At 55.7% G+C, this 18854-nt stretch carries 8 protein-coding genes and 1 pseudogene; 3 read left to right on the forward strand and 6 right to left on the reverse strand.

Annotation, left to right across the window (positions count from 1 at the left end; all coding sequences use genetic code 11):
• Window positions 1-239: 239 nt before the first annotated feature.
• Window positions 240-2672: a DUF3883 domain-containing protein gene (locus RBH22_RS11595; RefSeq protein ID WP_306677564.1), complete on the reverse strand. Its 2433-nt coding sequence runs from the start codon at window positions 2670-2672 to the stop codon at window positions 240-242.
• Window positions 2669-3169: a hypothetical protein gene (locus tag RBH22_RS11600; protein WP_285265988.1), complete on the reverse strand. Its 501-nt coding sequence runs from the start codon at window positions 3167-3169 to the stop codon at window positions 2669-2671. The genes RBH22_RS11595 and RBH22_RS11600 overlap by 4 nt, the downstream gene beginning before the upstream one ends.
• 213 nt (window positions 3170-3382) lie before the next feature.
• Between RBH22_RS11600 and RBH22_RS11605 the strand changes: the two genes are divergently transcribed.
• The 3 genes and pseudogenes from RBH22_RS11605 to RBH22_RS11615 all read left to right on the forward strand — a co-directional run bounded on the left by RBH22_RS11605 (window position 3383) and on the right by RBH22_RS11615 (window position 8154).
• Entirely contained in the window at window positions 3383-4684 is a 1302-nt protein-coding gene (locus tag RBH22_RS11605; protein ID WP_306677565.1) for a DNA repair exonuclease, read from the forward strand.
• Window positions 4681-5517 (forward strand): annotated as a pseudogene (locus RBH22_RS11610) (AAA family ATPase); the annotation flags it as partial. The gene RBH22_RS11605 and the pseudogene RBH22_RS11610, both read left to right, overlap by 4 nt.
• Window positions 5518-5616: 99 nt before the next feature.
• Window positions 5617-8154, forward strand: a complete 2538-nt coding sequence (locus RBH22_RS11615; RefSeq protein WP_306677617.1) for an SMC family ATPase — start codon at window positions 5617-5619, stop codon at window positions 8152-8154.
• 151 nt (window positions 8155-8305) lie between these two features.
• On the opposite strand, the gene RBH22_RS11620 is transcribed toward RBH22_RS11615, so the two are convergent.
• From RBH22_RS11620 to RBH22_RS11635, 4 genes are all read right to left on the reverse strand, one after another.
• Window positions 8306-12139: a UvrD-helicase domain-containing protein gene (locus RBH22_RS11620; RefSeq protein ID WP_306677566.1), complete on the reverse strand. Its 3834-nt coding sequence runs from the start codon at window positions 12137-12139 to the stop codon at window positions 8306-8308.
• 2 nt (window positions 12140-12141) lie between these two features.
• Entirely contained in the window at window positions 12142-15300 is a 3159-nt protein-coding gene (locus RBH22_RS11625; RefSeq protein ID WP_306677567.1) for a PD-(D/E)XK nuclease family protein, read from the reverse strand.
• Between the two features lie 536 nt (window positions 15301-15836).
• On the reverse strand, window positions 15837-17030 hold the full coding sequence (locus RBH22_RS11630; protein ID WP_306677568.1) for a hypothetical protein: 1194 nt from the start codon (window positions 17028-17030) through the stop codon (window positions 15837-15839).
• On the reverse strand, window positions 17023-18780 hold the full coding sequence (locus RBH22_RS11635) for an SNF2-related protein (RefSeq protein WP_306677569.1): 1758 nt from the start codon (window positions 18778-18780) through the stop codon (window positions 17023-17025). Before RBH22_RS11635 ends, RBH22_RS11630 begins: the two co-directional genes overlap by 8 nt.
• Between the last annotated feature and the right edge of the window lie 74 nt (window positions 18781-18854).

Here is an 18854-nt window from a genome sequence, read left to right on the forward strand (position 1 = left end):
TAGCGTCGGGATGAAGAACACTCTCGAAAGCAATCTTTCGTTGGATGTATCCGAGGCTTCTCGCACACATGATCATCTTCAACGGCGACTGTCTTGAGATGTTGGTTACACTGCGCTGACGGATTTGTTAAACTGCTGCCACCCGGGGCGACACCAAGCTTGGCGCGGTATCACTATATTCTGAGCATCCTTTTGACAAGGAGATAGACTCTCCCCGGTTCTGAAGGGCTGAATCCGGATTATATGACTTCGTACTCGCTTTCGGAGATCGTTTGTACCTCATCGAAGTTGATTTGAATAGATCTATCCACATCCAATACGTTCTCTCCTTTAATCTCGACTAAACGTGGTCTACTCAACGTATTGCGTACGATGTATAGATAGTAATTATCCCGATCCGATTTCAGACGGGAGAACTGTTTAGTTGTTAGTCGAACTGATGGGGAGCTTGAGTCACTGCCTTTCACTTCAATAACTCGTCCATCTGACTCAAGATCGTAGCCTTCTACTTCCTCATGACGAGGTAGTGCTTTTGCCTCTCGACCTTGGGTTTCTTCGAACCGTAATGCTGTTTCGACTGCTATTTGTTCTACAAAGGTAGTCTTGTCAAGATTTGAGTCCACTCCGAGCTCTTCGAAGAAGCGTCGCCATTGACTGACTTGGTCAGATGAACGAAGATACTCTGCGGAGAGGAAATCTGGGTTTCCAGGGACCAATCCGTTGTCGTGGAGTTGTTCAATCCGGTGCTCTGGATTGTATTCGTGTGAGAAGATGGCCGATGAAGGAGAAAGCCATTCCCCATTTTTTGTAAGTATTTCTATGGCGTCCAGATCTGTAACATTAATCTCCTGTTGAAGATATAGTTCGAAGCACTCCCGCGTTTTGTCAATCTTCGATTCCTCATCCAGGTTGGGCCATTGACGCCCTAAATTGAGCGAATTTGAAGCTTGCAGCTTGTGTTCTATATCTTCCTGTGTTATCTCATCCACTCCTAAGGACGTTAGGGTGTTCAGAATGCCTGAGGTCCGGAGGTCAGGGTGAAGTATAGATATACTTCCCCGCAGCTGTTCTGGAATTGTAACGCTATCTGCAGGATATGAGACTTCTTTGGGCTGTTTTAATTCACACTCTTCGGTGAGAACAACAGGCTCTCGTCTGATTCTTGTTCCAGCAAGAGTACTGTCTGCCCACTCCCCAAATAGCTGGTAGAGACTCCTGAAAAAGGAGATATTTTCATTTGAGGATTTCAGCTCTAAGAGAGCCTCCATACTGTTTGAGAGCCCTTTAGATGAGGAGAATGAAGGGCCGTCACTCATCTCATTCTTCAACTGGAATACAGTCTCGCAGTCTGAGTGGATGTTTGCTTTGTCTGGGTATAGCTCAGAAAAGTCGGGGGCTGAAATTAGCTCCTTTAATGAATCCTGTATCGTCACGCAGTCTGACGGCTTAACAAAATCACCATCCGTAGTAAGGATAACCGGAGAATCTTTCAGGTATTCTTGAAGTGGCTGCTGTATCTCCTCGTTAAACAAACTATGACCGCCCTCCTTGGGATAGAGAACTTTGGTGAAATTCTGCTTCCACTTCTCATCCTGCTTGAACGTAGGGACAACATGGTCTTGGATTAGCTGAGAGACTTCTCGTGCTAGCCAGCGGTTCCATGGAGCGTCTCGATGTATTGTTTCGCGTCCAGGAGCTGTAAGGAAGTCGGCTTGTACTAAGAAATTCAAACCACTGGGAACTTCTTTCAAGGGCAGGAAACTAAACACTCCCATATGTGCGGTACCATCGTGTTTCTGTAACAAGCCATTCTCATCTAGTTTAAATGCGACTCGGACTTCTCTAGTGTCTAGATTATCACGTTCCCACCGCTGTGTCATAGGGTCGTCTTTGACCTGCTCAGGGACTGAAACAATATTGTCAAAGACAAGCCATTTGTTGGTCTTCTTTTCCCCGTCTTGTTCTACAGTTATTCGAATTATCTCATATTCTGAATTCGATTCGAGGAGTTCCTTTTCGATTGTTTTTGAGACGTTATTGATTCGATCGTGTATATTGACCGTCTCCAAGTTCTTTAGAAAGAGAACCGTGGTATCTGATATGTGCTCTGCACTCAGTTCTTGAACAAGCTTGTCGAAGGTCTCGCTTGTAATCGCATCGGAGATGGGAATGTCGAAAGCGGTGGAATACTGTTTGGGAATCTGTGGAGTACTGTGGTTCATCCATAATGGTGTAATCTGCCACGGAATTTGGCTGGGATCATCCCAGTGCTCCTTGTCAAATTTAAACTGATAGCCACCCGAATTGATACGGGGATTATCGGATATTAAAAAGACTGACTTGAAGCCTACTCCGAGATACCCAATATACTCTTCACCTTTCTCAGAATGTGCTTTGGAAGAGTGTCCGACATTACAGAGGCTCTCGATATCGTCATAATCGAACGGACGACCGTCATTATATATCTGGATGCGGTCCTCTGTCAATTCTAAAGAAAATGAAGAACTTTGGCAGTCATCGGCGTTCTGAAGGAACTCCATCAAAAAGTGCCATTGCTCTGGAAATGCTTTCTCCAGCCGATTGATCGCACCTGCAAGCGCTTTCAACAGACTTGGATCCGTATTTTCCTGCCGAGTACGAAGCTGCTTAATATGCTCTTTCGGATCAGTCATTCTTGGATAAAGATATCGCGTAGCTCAGGAACACCACTGACATCATGACTAGGAGCACTTGAAATATCAATCTCCACTTGTTCTGACTTCTGTAACGCATCCGGGTCTGAGGAATGCAATAATGACGTATGCTTAGCTTCGTAAGATATGAGTCCTAACTCTCCGTGGAAATCTTTAATGTATACAACATATCTATATTTCCGATTTGGCTGTAGCTTATCAAGATCTACGTACCATCCTCCGGGTATCAGTTGTTCCAGGTGGTAGTACTCTTCACTATCCTTTATTGAATATGCAAATCCATTGGCATCGACGATTTCAAACTCATCGCGATCCCAGTAACAAATGGAATTGCTGATGTTCTCAATCACAAGGCTGAGTAACAAGCCATCATAATGAAGAGTCTCTCCATAATCGGAGACGGTCTCGTCTATGTGTTCTGCTCCTACTAGTTCAATAGAAAGGTATTCTCCCTGACCGACGAAGGCTTCAGACACATGAACTCGGTTGGATGCCTTGTCTTACAAATTTTTCTTTTAGATTGACGCCACGATGGACACTTGCCACGTAGCCGAGTCTTGAGTCTTAGCAAAAATGAGATCTGGAACAGTATCTACATGTTGGATACGTCTCACCCTCTCATAGTGCAAGAATGGGTGGAATTTATCTATCCGTGACTTGTGCTTCTATATTACTGTCTAGCCGCACTCATGAACGACGCTCTGGAACTACTGTACACGGGGGATCTCCACCTCGGCCGTCACCCGAGTCGAATTCCGGATGATTTGGATGGTCCGGAGCTGTCGCCGAAAGCTGTCTGGCTGTCGACGGTCCAGGAAGCAATCGACCGGGACGTCGACGCGGTCGTGATTGCTGGTGACGTCGTCGATCAGGAAAATCGATATTTCGAGGCGTATGGCGCGTTCGAAGACGGAGTTGCACAACTCGACGAAGCGGGGATTCCAATCGTCGTGGTAGCCGGGAACCACGACTTCGATGCGCTCCCTGATATGGTCGATAACCTCGACGCTGACACGCTCCAGTTCCTCGGGAGAGACGGGCAGTGGGAACGCTGGACGCTCGAACGGGACGGCGAGCCCATCGCCCACTTCGAAGGCTGGTCGTTTTCGGCCGAACACGTCTACGATTCCCCGCTCGATGAGTACGACCTCCCGGCGACCGATGACGCTCCTCAGATTGGAGTACTTCACGCCGACCTCGATTCCCGAGGAAGCCGGTACGCACCAGTTCTGTCGAGCGAACTCCGCGACTCCGCCGCAGATGCCTGGTTGCTCGGTCATATTCACAGTCCAGGTATCCAAATCGACTCGCGTCCACTGGTTTTGTACTCCGGCTCGCCACAACCCCTTGACCCAGGAGAACAGCGGGCCCACGGCCCGTGGACGATTACGATACCCGAAAACAGAGACGTACAAGCTGAACAGGTTCCCCTGGCATCCGTTCGCTACGACCGGATTTCGGTCGATGTCTCCGGGGCAGACGACCCACAGGAAGCGACCGCCGTCATTTCGGACGAAATCAAGGAACACGTTCGCTCCGAACTCGATACGAGGTCGCTGAAACTCAGCCTCGTTCGCGTTCATCTAACTGGACGGACGGATGCGCATTCGGCGCTCGTCGATCAGCATCGGTCGATGGAGCGTGACCTCGGATTCCGGGAGGGGTCGGTTTCCGTCCGGATCGAATCGATTGACGTCGATACCCGGCCGGCAATCGATCTCGAAGACCTTGCGGAGGGAGACAATGCAGCTGCGTTCCTCGCGGGTCTCCTGCTCGAAATCGAGGATGGTGATCCTCGCGAAGCCTACGGTGACGTGGTCGATGACTCGCTAGGCGCTGTACGGCAGGCCCACAGTGCGAATGCGTACAACCCGCTTCGACGCGAGACTGAACTCGAGGACCCGGACGACGATGACGCAATCGAACATCTCGAACAGCAAGCACGGGTACTCCTCGATACCCTACTCAGCCAAAAGGAGGGTAAAGCGTGACCAGGGACCCGATTTGCTTCGAGGAAATCCAAATCGTCCAGGCTCCTGGGTTCGAGACCGGGGGCTTCTCGATCGACGACTTGTGCTCCGGGATCAATGTCGTTCATGGACCGAACGCGGCAGGAAAAACGACGCTCGCTGAGTCGCTCGAATGGCTTTGCTGGCCCGAGACCGCCGACGAACGTGCGTCCCTCGTGGGGCAGCTCTCACTGAATGGTGAAGCCTGGCGGGTCGAAGTCGACAATGGGCGCACGAGCTACCAACGTGACGGCCAGGAGGCGAACGGTCCGAGCCTCCCTCCGGCCGAACAACGCGACCGATACCGTCTCTCCCTCCACGACCTCCTCCAGCGAGACAACAACAACGAATCGTTCGCCGAGATAATCGAGCGAGAATCAGCTGGTGGCTACGATCTCTCCGCAGCATACGACGAGCTCGGATATTCAGATTCCCCGAGTCGGGCCAACAGGAACGTCGTCCAGAACGCCAAGGGAGCGATTCAGGAGTTGCGTGAGGCGCGGAACGACGTATCCGAACTGCGCCAAGAGCAAAGCGAGCTCTCCCGGTTACGTAGTGAACTGGAGGCAGCCCGTCGAGCACAGGAACGCTCCGAACTGCTCGAGCAGGCGATCGACTACGCACAGGCGAGAAACGAGCTGAAGCAGGCTGAATCGAGACTCGACGAGTTCCCCGATATCTTAGATCAGGTCGACGGGGACGAAATCGAGCGTGTTCGATCCCTCGAAGATGACATCGACGAATGGACCGACAAAAAAGACCAGGCCGAGAAAACGAAAACGGACGCTCAGGAACGGCTCGATGAGGCTGACCTTCCTGAAGAGGGCCTCCCGACAGGCCGTATCGACCATCTGAAAGAGCTTCGCGATGACCTCGATTCTGCGGAGGACCGGAAACGCGATCTCAAGGGAGAGTTGGCTGACGCAAAACGGCAGCGAGAAACTGCCCGAGAGGACATTCCTCTAGATGTCGATACCGAGGACCTCGTTGGCTTGGAACCCGTCACTTGGAAGACCGTCTCGAAGTTCGCACGAGAGGCCGAGGAACTCCAGTCCGAGCGTGAAACCCGGGAGGCCGTCCAGCGACTACTGGAGGATGGGGAGCATCCTGAGCCAGATCTACCCACGGTTCAACGTGCGAGTCAGTCGCTGGAGGAGTGGCTGGCTGCGTCCGTTTCTACGGAGTCGAACGACGGTTCAGAGGCATTCCGTATCGCCACGTTCTCGGCCATTTCCCTCGCCTCGACGGCCGTCGCGCTGGGTCTCCTGGTGCATCCACTGCTGTTCTCAATCCTGGTCGTCGCCGCTGGCATCTTCTGGTATGGGCTGCGCGCCCGCTCACAGGCTGCAGACGGAGGGAATCCACGAGAACCGCACCGTGAGTCGTTCGAGAAAACTGGTCTGAAGCCGCCAGAGACGTGGTCCGAGGATGCGGTTCGGTCTCGTCTGATCGGACTGTACGACGCAATCGCAGAGCACAAACTAGCCGAGCGACGGTCCGAATGGCGCGATAGCCTGGCGACGGATTCGGGCACGCTCGAACAGAAGGAGCAGGATCTAGAGGAAACACGTGCCAAACTTCAAGACCAGCTGGGCGCCGCGCCAGATGCGTCCGATGTCGAACTCGCCGTGATCTCCAAGCGAGTACTCGACTGGCAGGAAGCCCACGATGAGGTTGAAGGGAGTCAAGAGAGCATCGAAACCGTCGACGAGCAGATCGAAACCGCCCGTGAAGACCTCCAAGCGAAACTCGACCCCTACGGCTACGACGACGTCCAGAGTTCCGGCGAGGCGACCGAGGCAATCCGGAACCTCGAGAACCGCGAACAGAAACGCGAAACCGCACAGCGGGACCTCGACCAAGCTACCGGGACGATTCAGGAAGCGACCGAGAAGATAGATGCGCTGGAGGACGAACGCGACGAAATCTTTGCGGATCTGGAGCTCAACTCCGATGACCACGATCGGTTGGAGGAATTCTGTGAGCAGATTGAAGCATACGACTCGGCTGCGGAGGCTGTACGAGAGGCCGAAATCAGGGCGAACACGGAGGCCGAAGAACTCGAAAGCTACCCAGAATTCGAACCGGATCTCAAGGAGCAGGAGATTGCTGACCTCAGAGAGGACCTTCGTGAGGCGGAACGAACTGCCGAAGATTTCGACGACCTGCAGTCACGGATTGCCGATATCAAGGCGGAGATCAGGCAGGCGAAGTCCGACGACCAAGTTGAAACGGCGCTCGCAGAGCGTGACCGGGCGCTCGATGACCTGCAAGACCAACTCGAGGACGACTGTGCTGCGATGGTCGGCGACATCCTGGTGGACCACGTTCAGGAGGCGACCATGGAGACTAGTCGCCCGGACGTCTTCGAGCGTGCTCGTGAAATCCTGTCGACGATCACTCGTGGCCGGTATCGGTTGGACTTCGACGAGAATGAAGCCGAGTTCCGTGCGTTCGATGAATCGAAACAGAAGGGACTCGCGCTCGACGAGCTTTCGAGCGGTACTCGGGTGCAGGTTCTGCTCGCCGTTCGGATCGCCTTCGTCGAACAGCAGGAACAGGGCGTTCGGATCCCACTTTTCCTCGACGAGACCCTCGCCAATACCGACGACCGCAGGGCGAAGACCATTATCGAGTCGACGATCGAACTGGCCCGAAACGGTCGGCAGATCTTCTATTTTACTGCACAGGGCGACGAAGTAGCGAAGTGGACTGCTGCACTGGAGAGCACGAATGGCGTCAACCACGAAATCATCGACCTTGCAACGGTCCGCGATGCCGACGACTCCGTCTATATCCCTGATCTGGAATCTATCGAATCATTCACTCCGAAGCCCCCCAGTCCCGACGGGCATGACCACGCCACGTATGGTGACGAACTCAAGGTGGACTCGTTCAATCCGCACCGTGGCGCGGGGACGGCGCACCTGTGGTACCTGGTCGACGATGTCGAAACTCTCCATCAACTCCTGGAGCTCGGGATCGAGCACTGGGGGCAGTTGAATAACCTCCTTCAGTGGGGTAACGGAGACCTCTCCTCCGTTGATTCCGACAAGATAACGATAGTGAAGGAAAATGCTGCGGCGCTGAACGAGTTCGTCGACGCTTGGAACGTTGGTCGTGGCGAGCCCGTTGATCGAGAGGTTCTCGAAGCCTCTGGCGCCGTGAGCAGCAACTTCATCGACGAGGTTAGTGACCTTGCTGAGTCAGTCAATGGCGATGGCAGAAAGATCGTTGAGGGCTTGCACAACGAAATAAGCGGGTTCTACAGCAGTAAGGCGAATAAGCTGGAGACGTATCTTGAAGAAAACGGGTACATCGAACCTCGTGAGACATTGGGTCATGGCCAGATTCGTGTCCGTGTCATCGAGCGCTACGTCGACGAAGGCGTCTCTCGCGACGAGGCCAAAGATAGGACCGATGAACTGCTAGCACGCCTGGGTGAAACCTGAGTCTCTCGGACTGTTGGACCCTCATAACCTATCAGAATTGGTGTGCTACATAATCCGCTCGTAACATCAGAACTTCAGCTGAGGTAGTTGTTGATGGACTCTTCACTCAAGACGGGAACTCGCTTCGCCATCAGCGGGTTCAACTCACGCTTTAACGCTCAAACGATTCAAATTGCTCCCAGATCTCTTCACTGATCTGCTTCCTCACCGATTCAATCTCATCAGGTGACCACTCAACGGCCCATGCGTCATCGAGCGTCGTGAACATGAGTGAAACCCGGACGCTACGGCCAGTCTCCTGTTGGTTCAACGCAATCGCATAGGCTTTCATCTGATTCTCGTAATACTCCGCGTCAGCTTCCAGTTCCTCAGGTGTGACATCACCTGTCTTGTAGTCGATAATATGGTACGCGTCAGGCGTGATGATCAGGTGGTCTATGAACCCCGATATCTCCCCGCGCTCGAATTCCGCAGTAACATACAGCTCGTCGTACTGGTGCTCGACATCGACGTCCGTGGTTTGCTCGTCAACGTAGTCTATCCCGCGCTGGGCATGGGTACTCACGCGGTTCTGGAGTTCGGGTGAGAGTGAGACCGTAGCCCCCTCGTCAACAAGCGTCTGTTCCATCAGATGTGGCCAGTGAGTTTCCGGCGGCCGCAGTTCGCAGAGTCGATGCACCATCTCGCCGAATACGCTCGCGTCGACGCCGTCCGTTTCGACACCTGCTTCCTCTGTTGAGCGGCCGTCCGATTCGGCTTCTCCGGTTGTTGGGTCCTCTTCACCGTGTCGACTCTCCGGACTCCTCTCTCTATGGTCGGTCTCTTCGACATAGATGGTACCCGTGTCTTCGTCGAATTGGAGTTCGCCATACTCCCCGTAGAGTGACGCAAGGTCAGTCGCCGAAAACCGAAAGCTGACATCTGGCTTGGGCGGCCGCGGCGACAGTTCAACGTCGGGGTCGATATCGGGATCAGGTTGCACCTGTTCGGCTGGCGGTGTCGGGAGCGACACGGTGTACGCGCCGTCACCGTACGTACGCCGGACGTGGGTATCGGAATCGAGGGTAGTGCACACGTCCTCGGTGAGGAGTTCTGGCTGTACCCAGTCGCGCCAACTCGATGCTGACTCAGGGTCCGGTTCCTCGAGATCCGTCATCGTTGGTTCCTCGGTCTTTCCAGCTGCCTCGTGGAGGCCGCTCAGGAGCAGATGGTCTCGTGCTCGTGTGCAGGCCACGTAGAGCACGCGTTTCTCTTCAGCGCGTTCTTCGGCGCGACGGCGCTCACGAATCGTGTCACGGGCGATCGTATCCACCATCTCGAACGGGTCGTCCGGACTTGGTGCCTTCATCCCGACTGCGTGCTGGCCACCGACCTGTTCGAACTCGACCTTCCCGCCGCCCAGGGCCGCTTCATCCTTGAACTCGCGACCGATCCCCGGGACGACGACGAACGGGAATTCCATTCCCTTGGCGTCGTGGATCGTTAGAATCTGGACGCCCTCGCCGGTCGTGTCAGCTTCGCTCTCCCGGCCGCCGAGCTCAATGCGGCGTTCGATCCGACTCACGAGGGTGGTAAGACTCCGAACGCCATCGTCGCTCCATCCGCGAAGCTGTTCGCGGAACTTCTCAACGTTCGCCATGGCCTGCTGTGGACGCTCGTCGGCGCTGACACTCACCAAGTAGCCTGTATCCTCGAGGATCCGGGTTAGATACGCAGCCCACGACCCATCGAATCCAGCGGGTTCCTCGTCGCCAAGCCCCGCTAAGTGACGCCACTCTTTGAGATACTCGTAGGCATCTTGGAGTTCCTGATGCTCACTCGTCGCGAGTGCGTCCCACATGGAGTCGTCATGGAGTTTCAACTGTGCGAGCGTGTCGTCGGTGAGCCCGAATAGCGGCGACCGAAGCGCTGCGTAGAGTGCGCGTTCGTCACTTGGATCAGCGAGCGCCCGGAAGAGGTTCAACAGCGCGGTGATTTCCGCCGATTCGTAGAAGCCGATCCCGGACGCGACCGAATAGGGGACGTCCTCCTCTTCTAACGCTCGTTCGTACTTTTTGAGGTGGGTGCGGCTGCGGATGAGGATAGCAATATCGCTCGGTTCGATATCCCGTGGCTCCGGCGGTTCATCACTCTCCTCTGTCTCCTCTCGGTCACTCAGTCTGCTTTCGGTAGTAAGTTCACTCTCGCTACTATCGTCGTCCGTTTCGTCCTCCTCGGGGTAGACCTGAAGTGGTTCAGCCAGTATCTGGGAGAGACGGGCGGCGAGCGCCATCGCCTCCAACTCTGTGTCGTGTTCCGGCTCGGCTGTCGCAAAGTCCGCGTAGTGATTGCAGTGGTGTTCTCGGAGATCGGCATCGGTCGGCACCGTAATGTACTCCACAGTACCGAGATCCGCTGGATCGTCGCGATCGGCGGTCAGGGATTGGGGAGTCGCCTCGTAGGGCTCACCGTCTTCGTCAAAGATGGCTTCGAAGAGTTCGTTGATCGACTCCAGCACCGTCGGCAGCGTTCGGAAGTTCGTCGAAAGTTGGTCGTCATCCTCGCTTTCTGTATCCGTGCTTCGAGCGTCTTGGGACACCTGCTCAAGAGTGGTAGCCGTTTCGCGGAACTGCGTGACGTCGGCGTTTCGGAAACGATAGATGCTCTGTTTGACGTCGCCGACGACGAACACGTTCTGGGCATCGAACGTTTCCCCGTCGCTGGCCGTCAGGAGCTTGATGAGGTCCCACTGGCGTGGGTCAGTATCCTGGAACTCGTCGACCATCACGTACTCGAACTGCTCCCGTAACTCCTCGCGAATGTCGGCATTCCCCGGTGCTTGGAGGAAGTCGACGGTATAGGAAATCTGATCGGTGAAATCGACAGCGTTCTGCCGATCTTTCCGTTCCTCATACTCGGCAGCGGCGATTTGGCTCAGCTCTGCGAGCGCTTGGACGAACGGGAAGCTGTTCGATTCGATCTCTAGATCCACGTTGACGGCGTACTCCTCGGGCTGGAGAGTTTCGACCAGTGTCTCGAACGCGCTGTCGAACTCCGCCTTTCGGGGATGGTCTCCCCACCGCGTGTTGGCCCCCGTATAGCCTGCGTAGCGTTCCCCACTACCCTTGGTGAGATGCATACTGAGTTCCGCAATCGTCGACTGCTTGGCTCGGGATGGGACCCCATCGTCGAACTCGGCGTCAAGTCGATCCACGACCCCTTCCGCACGCTGCCAGGTCTGTCCACCGGTCTCGATATCTGGGGGGTTCTCAACGAACTCTCGCAGGGTAGCCGCAGCCGCGACGAAGTCGGGGTGGGCCAGCCGCTCGGCGGCTTCATCTGGATCGATCGGATGCAGGGCCGACTCGACGAACGAGATGTATTCCTCCTCCGTGGCCTCCACCCACCGGTCCGCCCACTCAAGACTCTCCGGTCGCTCGCCCAGCAGATCGGTCAGGACGTCCTGGAGCTGGCTTCGAGAGAACCGCCGGGCCAGCGTTTGCGTTGCCTCGTGGTTCTCGTAGTCTTCGAGGACGGCACCAACGGTATCGTGGATTAATGCGGTCGTCTCGTTTTCGTCTAGCGTATCGAAGCCAGGATCCACAGCGTCGATCGTCAGTGCGTGTTCGCGCAGGAGCCGAGCACAGAACCCGTGGAGCGTGTGGATATACCCCTGCTCGAGTTCATCCGCAACCGTACGCCAGGCATCGAATTCCTCGACATCGAGTGTATCGATGCGGTCCGTGATTTCCGTTCGGACGCTCTCCTCGAGATCGTTCGCTGCCCGCTCCGTGAACGTCGTCGTGAGGATGTGCTCCGGAAGCAGCTGGGCATCACCAGCACCGCCATCGGTTCGTTCCCTGAGCGACTGTTCGATCATCTCTATATACCGTGCGGTCAGCGTCGTAGTCTTCCCCGTTCCGGCACCCGCTGTGAGCGTCACATTCCGGCCGAGGGCGTCGACAGCACGCTGCTGCTCGTCAGTCAGGTCCTCGTAGGAGACCATCGTCATTCCACCTCCACGACGTCTTCTAGGTCGTGACCCCTCGCTTTCAGCGGGACGTACGCTGACGCACCTGTGTCGTCGATTGCTTCGATAACGTCCTTCCGCTGGTGCGAGCGGACGTCACAGACGTGTGCGTAGTCACAGTAGCGACATCCGGCGTCCGATGGATCGAGGACTGTCGGATGGAATTGACCTTCTGCGATGCCGGAGGCGAGATTCCCGAGGCGTTGTGGGGTCGTTTCCTCGATAAAGCGACGGAACGCCTCGTGTGTCTCGAAGTACGGGTAGGAGTGACGGAGCAGCGGTGTGTCGACGTCGTCGCTTCCATGGTAAACTGCCATCTCCTGTGAGGTGAGGAGCCCACTGCGAGAATTGACCGAACTCGGGGGCGAGACCTGGTAGTACGCGCCACCCACCACTTCAACATCGTCGAGCGCCTCTTCAGCCATCAGCGCATACAGTTGAAGCTGGAATTTCAGTCCGTTCAGGGCATCAGTTTCGCTGGGGATAGAGCTTCCAGTTTTGTAATCTCGGACGACAACCTGTGTCGGGTCTGTTCCCGGGACCGTCTCGACGCGGTCGATGAGTCCATGAATGGGGACCGAACCGTGTGGTGTCTCGATCTCTGCGGGGTCGTCGCTGAGTGGTGTGCCTGCGTCGTAGGGATTACCGATCCGGCCTTCGAACCACGTTGGTCGGGCGGTCGTCTTTGCGGGCTCGTCCGCCTCGTGGTCGAGGAACCGATAGAATAGCCCTTGCGCAACAGGACGACCGTCCTGCGTCTTATGTGGTCCATAGTATGGATTGGTGTCCGGAGTTCCGAGTCCCGCGAGTACGGAGGTCAGCCATTCCTTCTGGAACGCTGTCTGGGCGCGGTCGTCGAATGCTTCGTCAAGCCGCTCGAGGGCAATGTCGAGGAGCTGTTGTTGCCGCGTTTCGAAGTCGCCACCTGGGTGAACTGGACCGCTTCCCCCCGACTGTAACGACAGGTAGTAGTGTTCGAGCACGTCGTGGATGTACGAACCACGGTCGCTCGCGTCGGGTTCCCGCGTTAAGCGATCCGGTGCTTCGATACCGAGGACGCGGCGCATGTAGTACTTGAACCCACAAGCAGCATATGTCTCCAACCGACTCGGACTGTACGGCTCGCGGTCGAGCGTATCGTGAATCTGGGAGACGGTTTCTTCTGTGAGCTGTCCATCGTAGGGCGTCAGTCCGGGACTTGCTCGTGCCGCGGCACAAGCAATACCAGCCTGAACACGGGCCTGTTGGGTGGTGCTAAACGAACCGGCTTCGACTGCTTCAGTGAGTAGGTCGTGGACTCGTGCTTCGGATGTCTCGGGAAGTACGTCGCCGACTGCCCGCTGCACGTCTTCTTGGCAGCCTGGCTCGCTGTCAGCTGGCTCAATCGTCACCTCCGAGAGATCGACAAGCCGCCGAAGTTCGGTCAGGATGTCTGCTTCGACGTGCGGTTCACCACTAGCACTCTGCTGGGGGATGGAGAGATGAATTGATGCTGTACTCCCGAGGAGTACGCTCAAGTGATACCGTGCCTCTGCAGAGACATCTGTCTGCTCGAAGTCGGGATGTGACTCGTAGATGGGTCGTGTGAAAGCGGTTCGCTCCGGATCTGAGGGGAAATGTGTCGTCGTCACCCCGAGAACGTATACCTGTTCGAACTCCCGAAGGGTGGCTTCGGCGAGACTACAGACAACGACGCTCTCCTCGGATGGCCGTGTGCTCTGCTGGATCGAGACGCCATGGAGCGCGCGCTCAAGCCGCTCAACGCTGTCACCGATTTCGGGGTCCGCCAACGGTGTTGTAAGGGCGAGGGTCTCAAGGATCCGGTCGAGACGGTCACGAGCACGCAGTTCACGGTCCCGAAGTGGAGATGAGAGCTCTTGTTCACCTTCTAGTGCCGCTGAGACGCCGAGACGCTCAAGGAGGGCATCAAGTTGGCCGGGGAGTTCCTCTAGTGACACCTCTGATAGAGCGGCTGCATCCCGCGTCAGGGAGGTAACCGTTGCCGCGAGACTGTCGTCAACGTGTTCGAGAGTCGATTCAAGCCGATTTGTCTCTGCCCTAGCTGCCACTCGGGCGAGTTCGTGGTAATCGAGGTTCTCCCCGGTTTCCGTAATGGTGACTAGTGGGTTCGTGAGGAGATCGAGGTGCGTGTCGATGCTCCGAGGTTCCTGTGCGAGTTGGCAGACTATCTGGACGACATCGCCTAGGGCTGTTTCCGAAAGGGGAATCTCGGTTTGTAGATTGAACGGGAGTTCGTACATCTCGAAAGCTTCCCGTACTTGGTCAGCGTATTGAACCGGACTCGTGAGGACGACACCGATATCGTCGGCCGACGTTCCTGTCGCGATTCGACTCCGGATATCTCGGGCGACGGTTCGGATCTCGTCGGGGACAGTTTCCGGTTCGGTGAGCGTCAGATCCAGCGCTGCCGCGTTGATGTCGCTGGTTGACGGCGACTGGCGGGGATGCCGATAGAGACTGCGAGTGATGCGCCGTCGCGCTTCGAGAGTTGACGAGACAGGCTCATTCTGGTGCTGTCGAACGAAGTCCAGGTCGGAATACGTCTCTAGCGCTTGTTTGGCGCCTGTATCAACACCCGGGGCCGAGTCTTCGTCTATCTGCTTGGGGAGGAGAGCGATCGCCGGCCAGGTGTCGACGATTCGTTCGAGGAAGTCTACTTCTAGAGCGTCGAATCGCGTGAACCCACTGAGAACAACGGCCTCGACTGAGGGGAATACGTTTGTGAGCGATGTTTCTGCCGTCGTGGCGTGGTGCATTCGCTCGGTACGGTATGTTTCCGGGAGTTCATCAGCAAGGAGTGTCTGTCGGGCAGATTCGATCTCTTCCGCCAGTTCGGCGACGTAGTCCGCGCGGTCGCCCACGCCCTCCTGTTCGAGACGCTGCCGCATTGCGTCCGGTGAGAGCAGTCCAGCGAACTCCAGTTCGGTGAAAAGGGTCTCGGCTTCCTGGACGAGCCCTGCTCGGGGGAACTGGTCGCCGGTGTTGAGTGGATTCGTAGACGATGAGATCTCTTCGACACCAAGCTCGACGAGCCGGAAGAGGAGCGGTCGGTCAACGTGAGTTACCCGGCCCTTGTACTGGTCCTGTTCGTAGCACTGTGAAGCAAGATTGTCCAACGTGTCGACACGGAGTCCTGCTGAGGGGCCAAACTCCATCCAGCGATCTTTTGTCGCGTCCTCAGGGTGTTCCGGCTGACCCACGTAGAGAATACTTTCAGGCTGTGTTCCCACGCTCTCACTAAGAATATCGAACGCTTGTGATTCAAGCTCAGGTAAATCAGGTCCAGTAAGTAACAGCCGGCGAGACATACTCCATCCGTTACCCGAGCGAGGCATTAATGTTCGGGAGTAACTGGAAACGACTAAAATAATGAAAATCTGCGATAGGCAGGAATCAGATATCCACTTGCAACGACTTACGGCAAGATCATCTCCAGACTTAATCCACGCCGGAAGCTCGATCTATCTTCGAGTCTGTTAACCAACATTGCGCTCGAACCCCTCTCACTGTTGGTTAATCGACTCAATTTCTCGCGATCATCCCTACCGGTCTTTGATCTCTACGCCACGGCCGTGATCGGGTGATACTGGAATCCCGTCTGCAGATCGGAGAGACTGTAGCGATTACCGAGCGAACACACGTCTCACCAACGTCATTGACAGCTTTGACACCCAAGCCTTCCAGCAACCAAACTAATCGGATTCTCCGCTGAGAGTTGCGTGTTACAGCTCTCACAGTGGACTTCGTCGGTTACACCCGCACCGATAGCATACGGAGCACGCATCACGGCGGTTCGACCGTTGTCGGCCACAGTGAATTCGATTTCTCCGCGCTCATACGTCACAAGCGTGAACGCAGTGGGCTTGGTGTTCACCTCTAATGAGTGACGGTGATAGATTTCCTGTCGCTTCTGAGCGTACCCCTGTTCCTTCTCCAGCAGGAGCTCTTCTAACTCCGCTTCGAGATCTTCTTTTTCGGCTTTGAGCTCTTGGCGTTTCTCAAGTGCCTCTACACGTTGTTGCTGTGAGTCTGCACCGTCGACATCCGACGATAACTTCTGGAGACGGTTCGAGAGAGAATCTATCTCTGTTCGGTGGTCGTTAATTCGCTGTTCCTGAAGCTGCCGGTACTCTTCAAACTCTGAATCAGCAGCACGAGATGCTGACTGGCGAATCTCGTCGATCTCCTCCTGGACCCCTCCCACAGCAGCTTCCTGTCCGGCAACGATTGCGTCTGCCAGCTTCTCGGGAGCAACTGTCACGTCGCTCTGGTCACTCCCTACAGTTACCTCGTCACGCCAGCCGGATTTTGGGCTGAAAAACTCCTCAACAAGTATCTCTGTTACACCGGGGAGTTGGTCCTTCGATTCAACGTCGATCGTCACTGCTTCCAAGAACTGGGTCTGGTACTCGCTGACGGTCTCGACGTCAATGCGTACGAACACGCAGATGGCTGTCCGGTCATAGTACGGACTGAATGCTGCATCTTCGACTTCTACATCACTTTCTACAATCCATGGCGGATCCCGATAGTCGCCGTCAGTCATCGAGTCCGTCAGGGCGAGTTGCCCGACAGTCGCCATCGCTGCCGCCTCATCGAGCAGCTGTTGTGTGAATTCGCTCTCCGGCGTGAGTACGTAAACAGAGTCCTCTGTCCCGTCTCGACGTTCACCATCCAGGGCAATCTCGAACTCGTGACGGTCGCTAAAATCGACGTCCACGTGGCTGGGTAATCGTACCTCCCACCGGCTCCCGTTCTCACGTATTGCTGCACCGAGATCGTTCAGATACTCCCGAGTGAATGCTTCTAGCGCGGATTGCGTCACCGCGTGGGTCACATCAGTCATCGTCCGCCCCCAGATCGAAACTCTCGAAGACGCCGCTGTTGAATTCTTCCACCTTCTGTGAGAGGTTCTGCTGCTCCTCAAGGTCGATCGCCATCGAGTCGAAGTCGTTCTCGAGTTCAACCTCAGAGTCGGCATTGGTGAGCCGTTCGAAAATCTCGTCTTCGAAGCTCTTCCCGGAGTCCTCGAGTCGGGTAAGAATCGTACTCAGTTCTCCGACCGTCTGTTGGAAGAGATCGATCTTGTGGTAGAGACGTTCCAGCACGTATTCCTCGATAGTGCCTTTCAGGCCCATATTGAAGACGTAGACCTTGCGCTTCTGGCCGATCCGGTGAATCCGCCCGATTCGCTGCTCGACCTTCATCGGGTTCCACGGCAGATCGTAGTTCACCATAATATTGCAGAACTGGAGGTTGCGTCCCTCGTTCATCGCGTCAGTAGACACGAGGACACCACCTTCTTCGCGGAACTGATCCACGATGTCCTCCTTTTCTTGGCTTGAGTGGCCGCCATGGAACGCGTGAGTGGTATATCCCCGATCGTCCAACGCTTGCAGGACCTGACGCTGGGTCGCCCGGAACTGCGTGAACACGATAACGCGACCCATATCGACCGTTTCACGGACCTCCTCGACGATGTCGAACAGTCGCTCCTGTTTTGTGACGGTGTCAATCGCGTCGATCTTGTCGAGGATCGTTTCGAGTTCGTTTCGGTGCGTTAGCTCGTTCTGCTCCTCGAGCTGTTTGAGGATCGTTTGTTCCAGCGCTGCCGGGCTGCTGACAACCTCCTTCTGGAGCAGCATCAGCACCAGCTTCTGGCCGCTGTCCTGGCTGTACGCGCTTCGCACGTACTCCGTTACCGCTTCGTAGAGTTCTTTCTCCGCTGCGCTCGGCTCGAAGGTCCGCGTGTCGATGATACGGTCCGTGAAGTCGATGTCCGTTTCCTCACGGCGATTTCGGATCATCACCTGCCCCAACCGTCGCTGTAGCTCGTCCCGATTCACGAGCGTCTCCTGGCCATTGTCGACGAAGTAGTGGTGGAAGGTGTCTCGACTGCCGAACAAGCCGGGCCGTAGCAAGGAGACGATATTGTAGAGGTCGGTGAGCTCGTTCTGGATGGGCGTGGCTGTGAGGAAAAACGCGTAGTCGTACGTGAGCTTGTCGATGAGGTCGTAGCGATCGGTCTCCTCGTTTTTCACGTAGTGGGCTTCGTCCATGACGAGGACGTCCCAGTCGCGAGCGAGCACGGTCGCGCGGTGTCGGTCGCTCTTGGCGGTGTCGATGCTGGCGATGATGTAGTTGTGGGCATCGAACCCCTGGAATTCGTCGTCATAGTTGCAGACGAACTCGAGCCCGAACTTCTCGAGGAGTTCCCCTTGCCACTGTTTGGCCAGCTGTGCCGGGGTGAGGATCAGCACCGAGTCGTCGGTCTCGCGATAGTGCATCTCCTTCAGGATCATACCGACCTCGATCGTCTTTCCGAGGCCGACCTCATCTGCGAGGAGTGCCTTCCCATCCATCTCGAAGAGGGCCCTGTGAGCAGCGTCGACCTGATGTTCGAGGAGTTTGACTTCCTCCTCGTCGACGCGGGAGAGAGAACGGAGTTCTGTGTCGGGCTGTCCCGCAAGAAGACGATTTGCGACGACAGTCTGCCGGTGGAAGGGAAAATCTGCAATTCCTGAGGAGTAGGAGTCTACAAGATTGTCCGGGTCATCGTGCGTGACCTCGATGTCGACGAGGTCCTGCTCTTCCATGGTCCAACGAAACAGGTATGTGGCCAAATAGGTTGTGTAGATGGAGATGGTAGCAATCTTTGGACTGAGGTAGG

The organism is Halobellus sp. H-GB7 (assembly GCF_030848585.1).
In the GTDB taxonomy this organism is placed as follows: Archaea; Halobacteriota; Halobacteria; order Halobacteriales; family Haloferacaceae; genus Haloquadratum; species Haloquadratum inordinatus.

Coding starts and splice junctions, on each gene's coding strand:
- RBH22_RS11595 (WP_306677564.1), bottom strand. CDS start 2,672: ATGACTGATCCGAAAGAGCATATTAAGCAGCTTCGTACTCGGCAGGAA.
- RBH22_RS11605 (WP_306677565.1), top strand. CDS start 3,383: ATGAACGACGCTCTGGAACTACTGTACACGGGGGATCTCCACCTCGGC.
- RBH22_RS11620 (WP_306677566.1), bottom strand. CDS start 12,139: ATGGTCTCCTACGAGGACCTGACTGACGAGCAGCAGCGTGCTGTCGAC.
- RBH22_RS11630 (WP_306677568.1), bottom strand. CDS start 17,030: ATGACTGATGTGACCCACGCGGTGACGCAATCCGCGCTAGAAGCATTC.
- RBH22_RS11635 (WP_306677569.1), bottom strand. CDS start 18,780: ATGGAAGAGCAGGACCTCGTCGACATCGAGGTCACGCACGATGACCCG.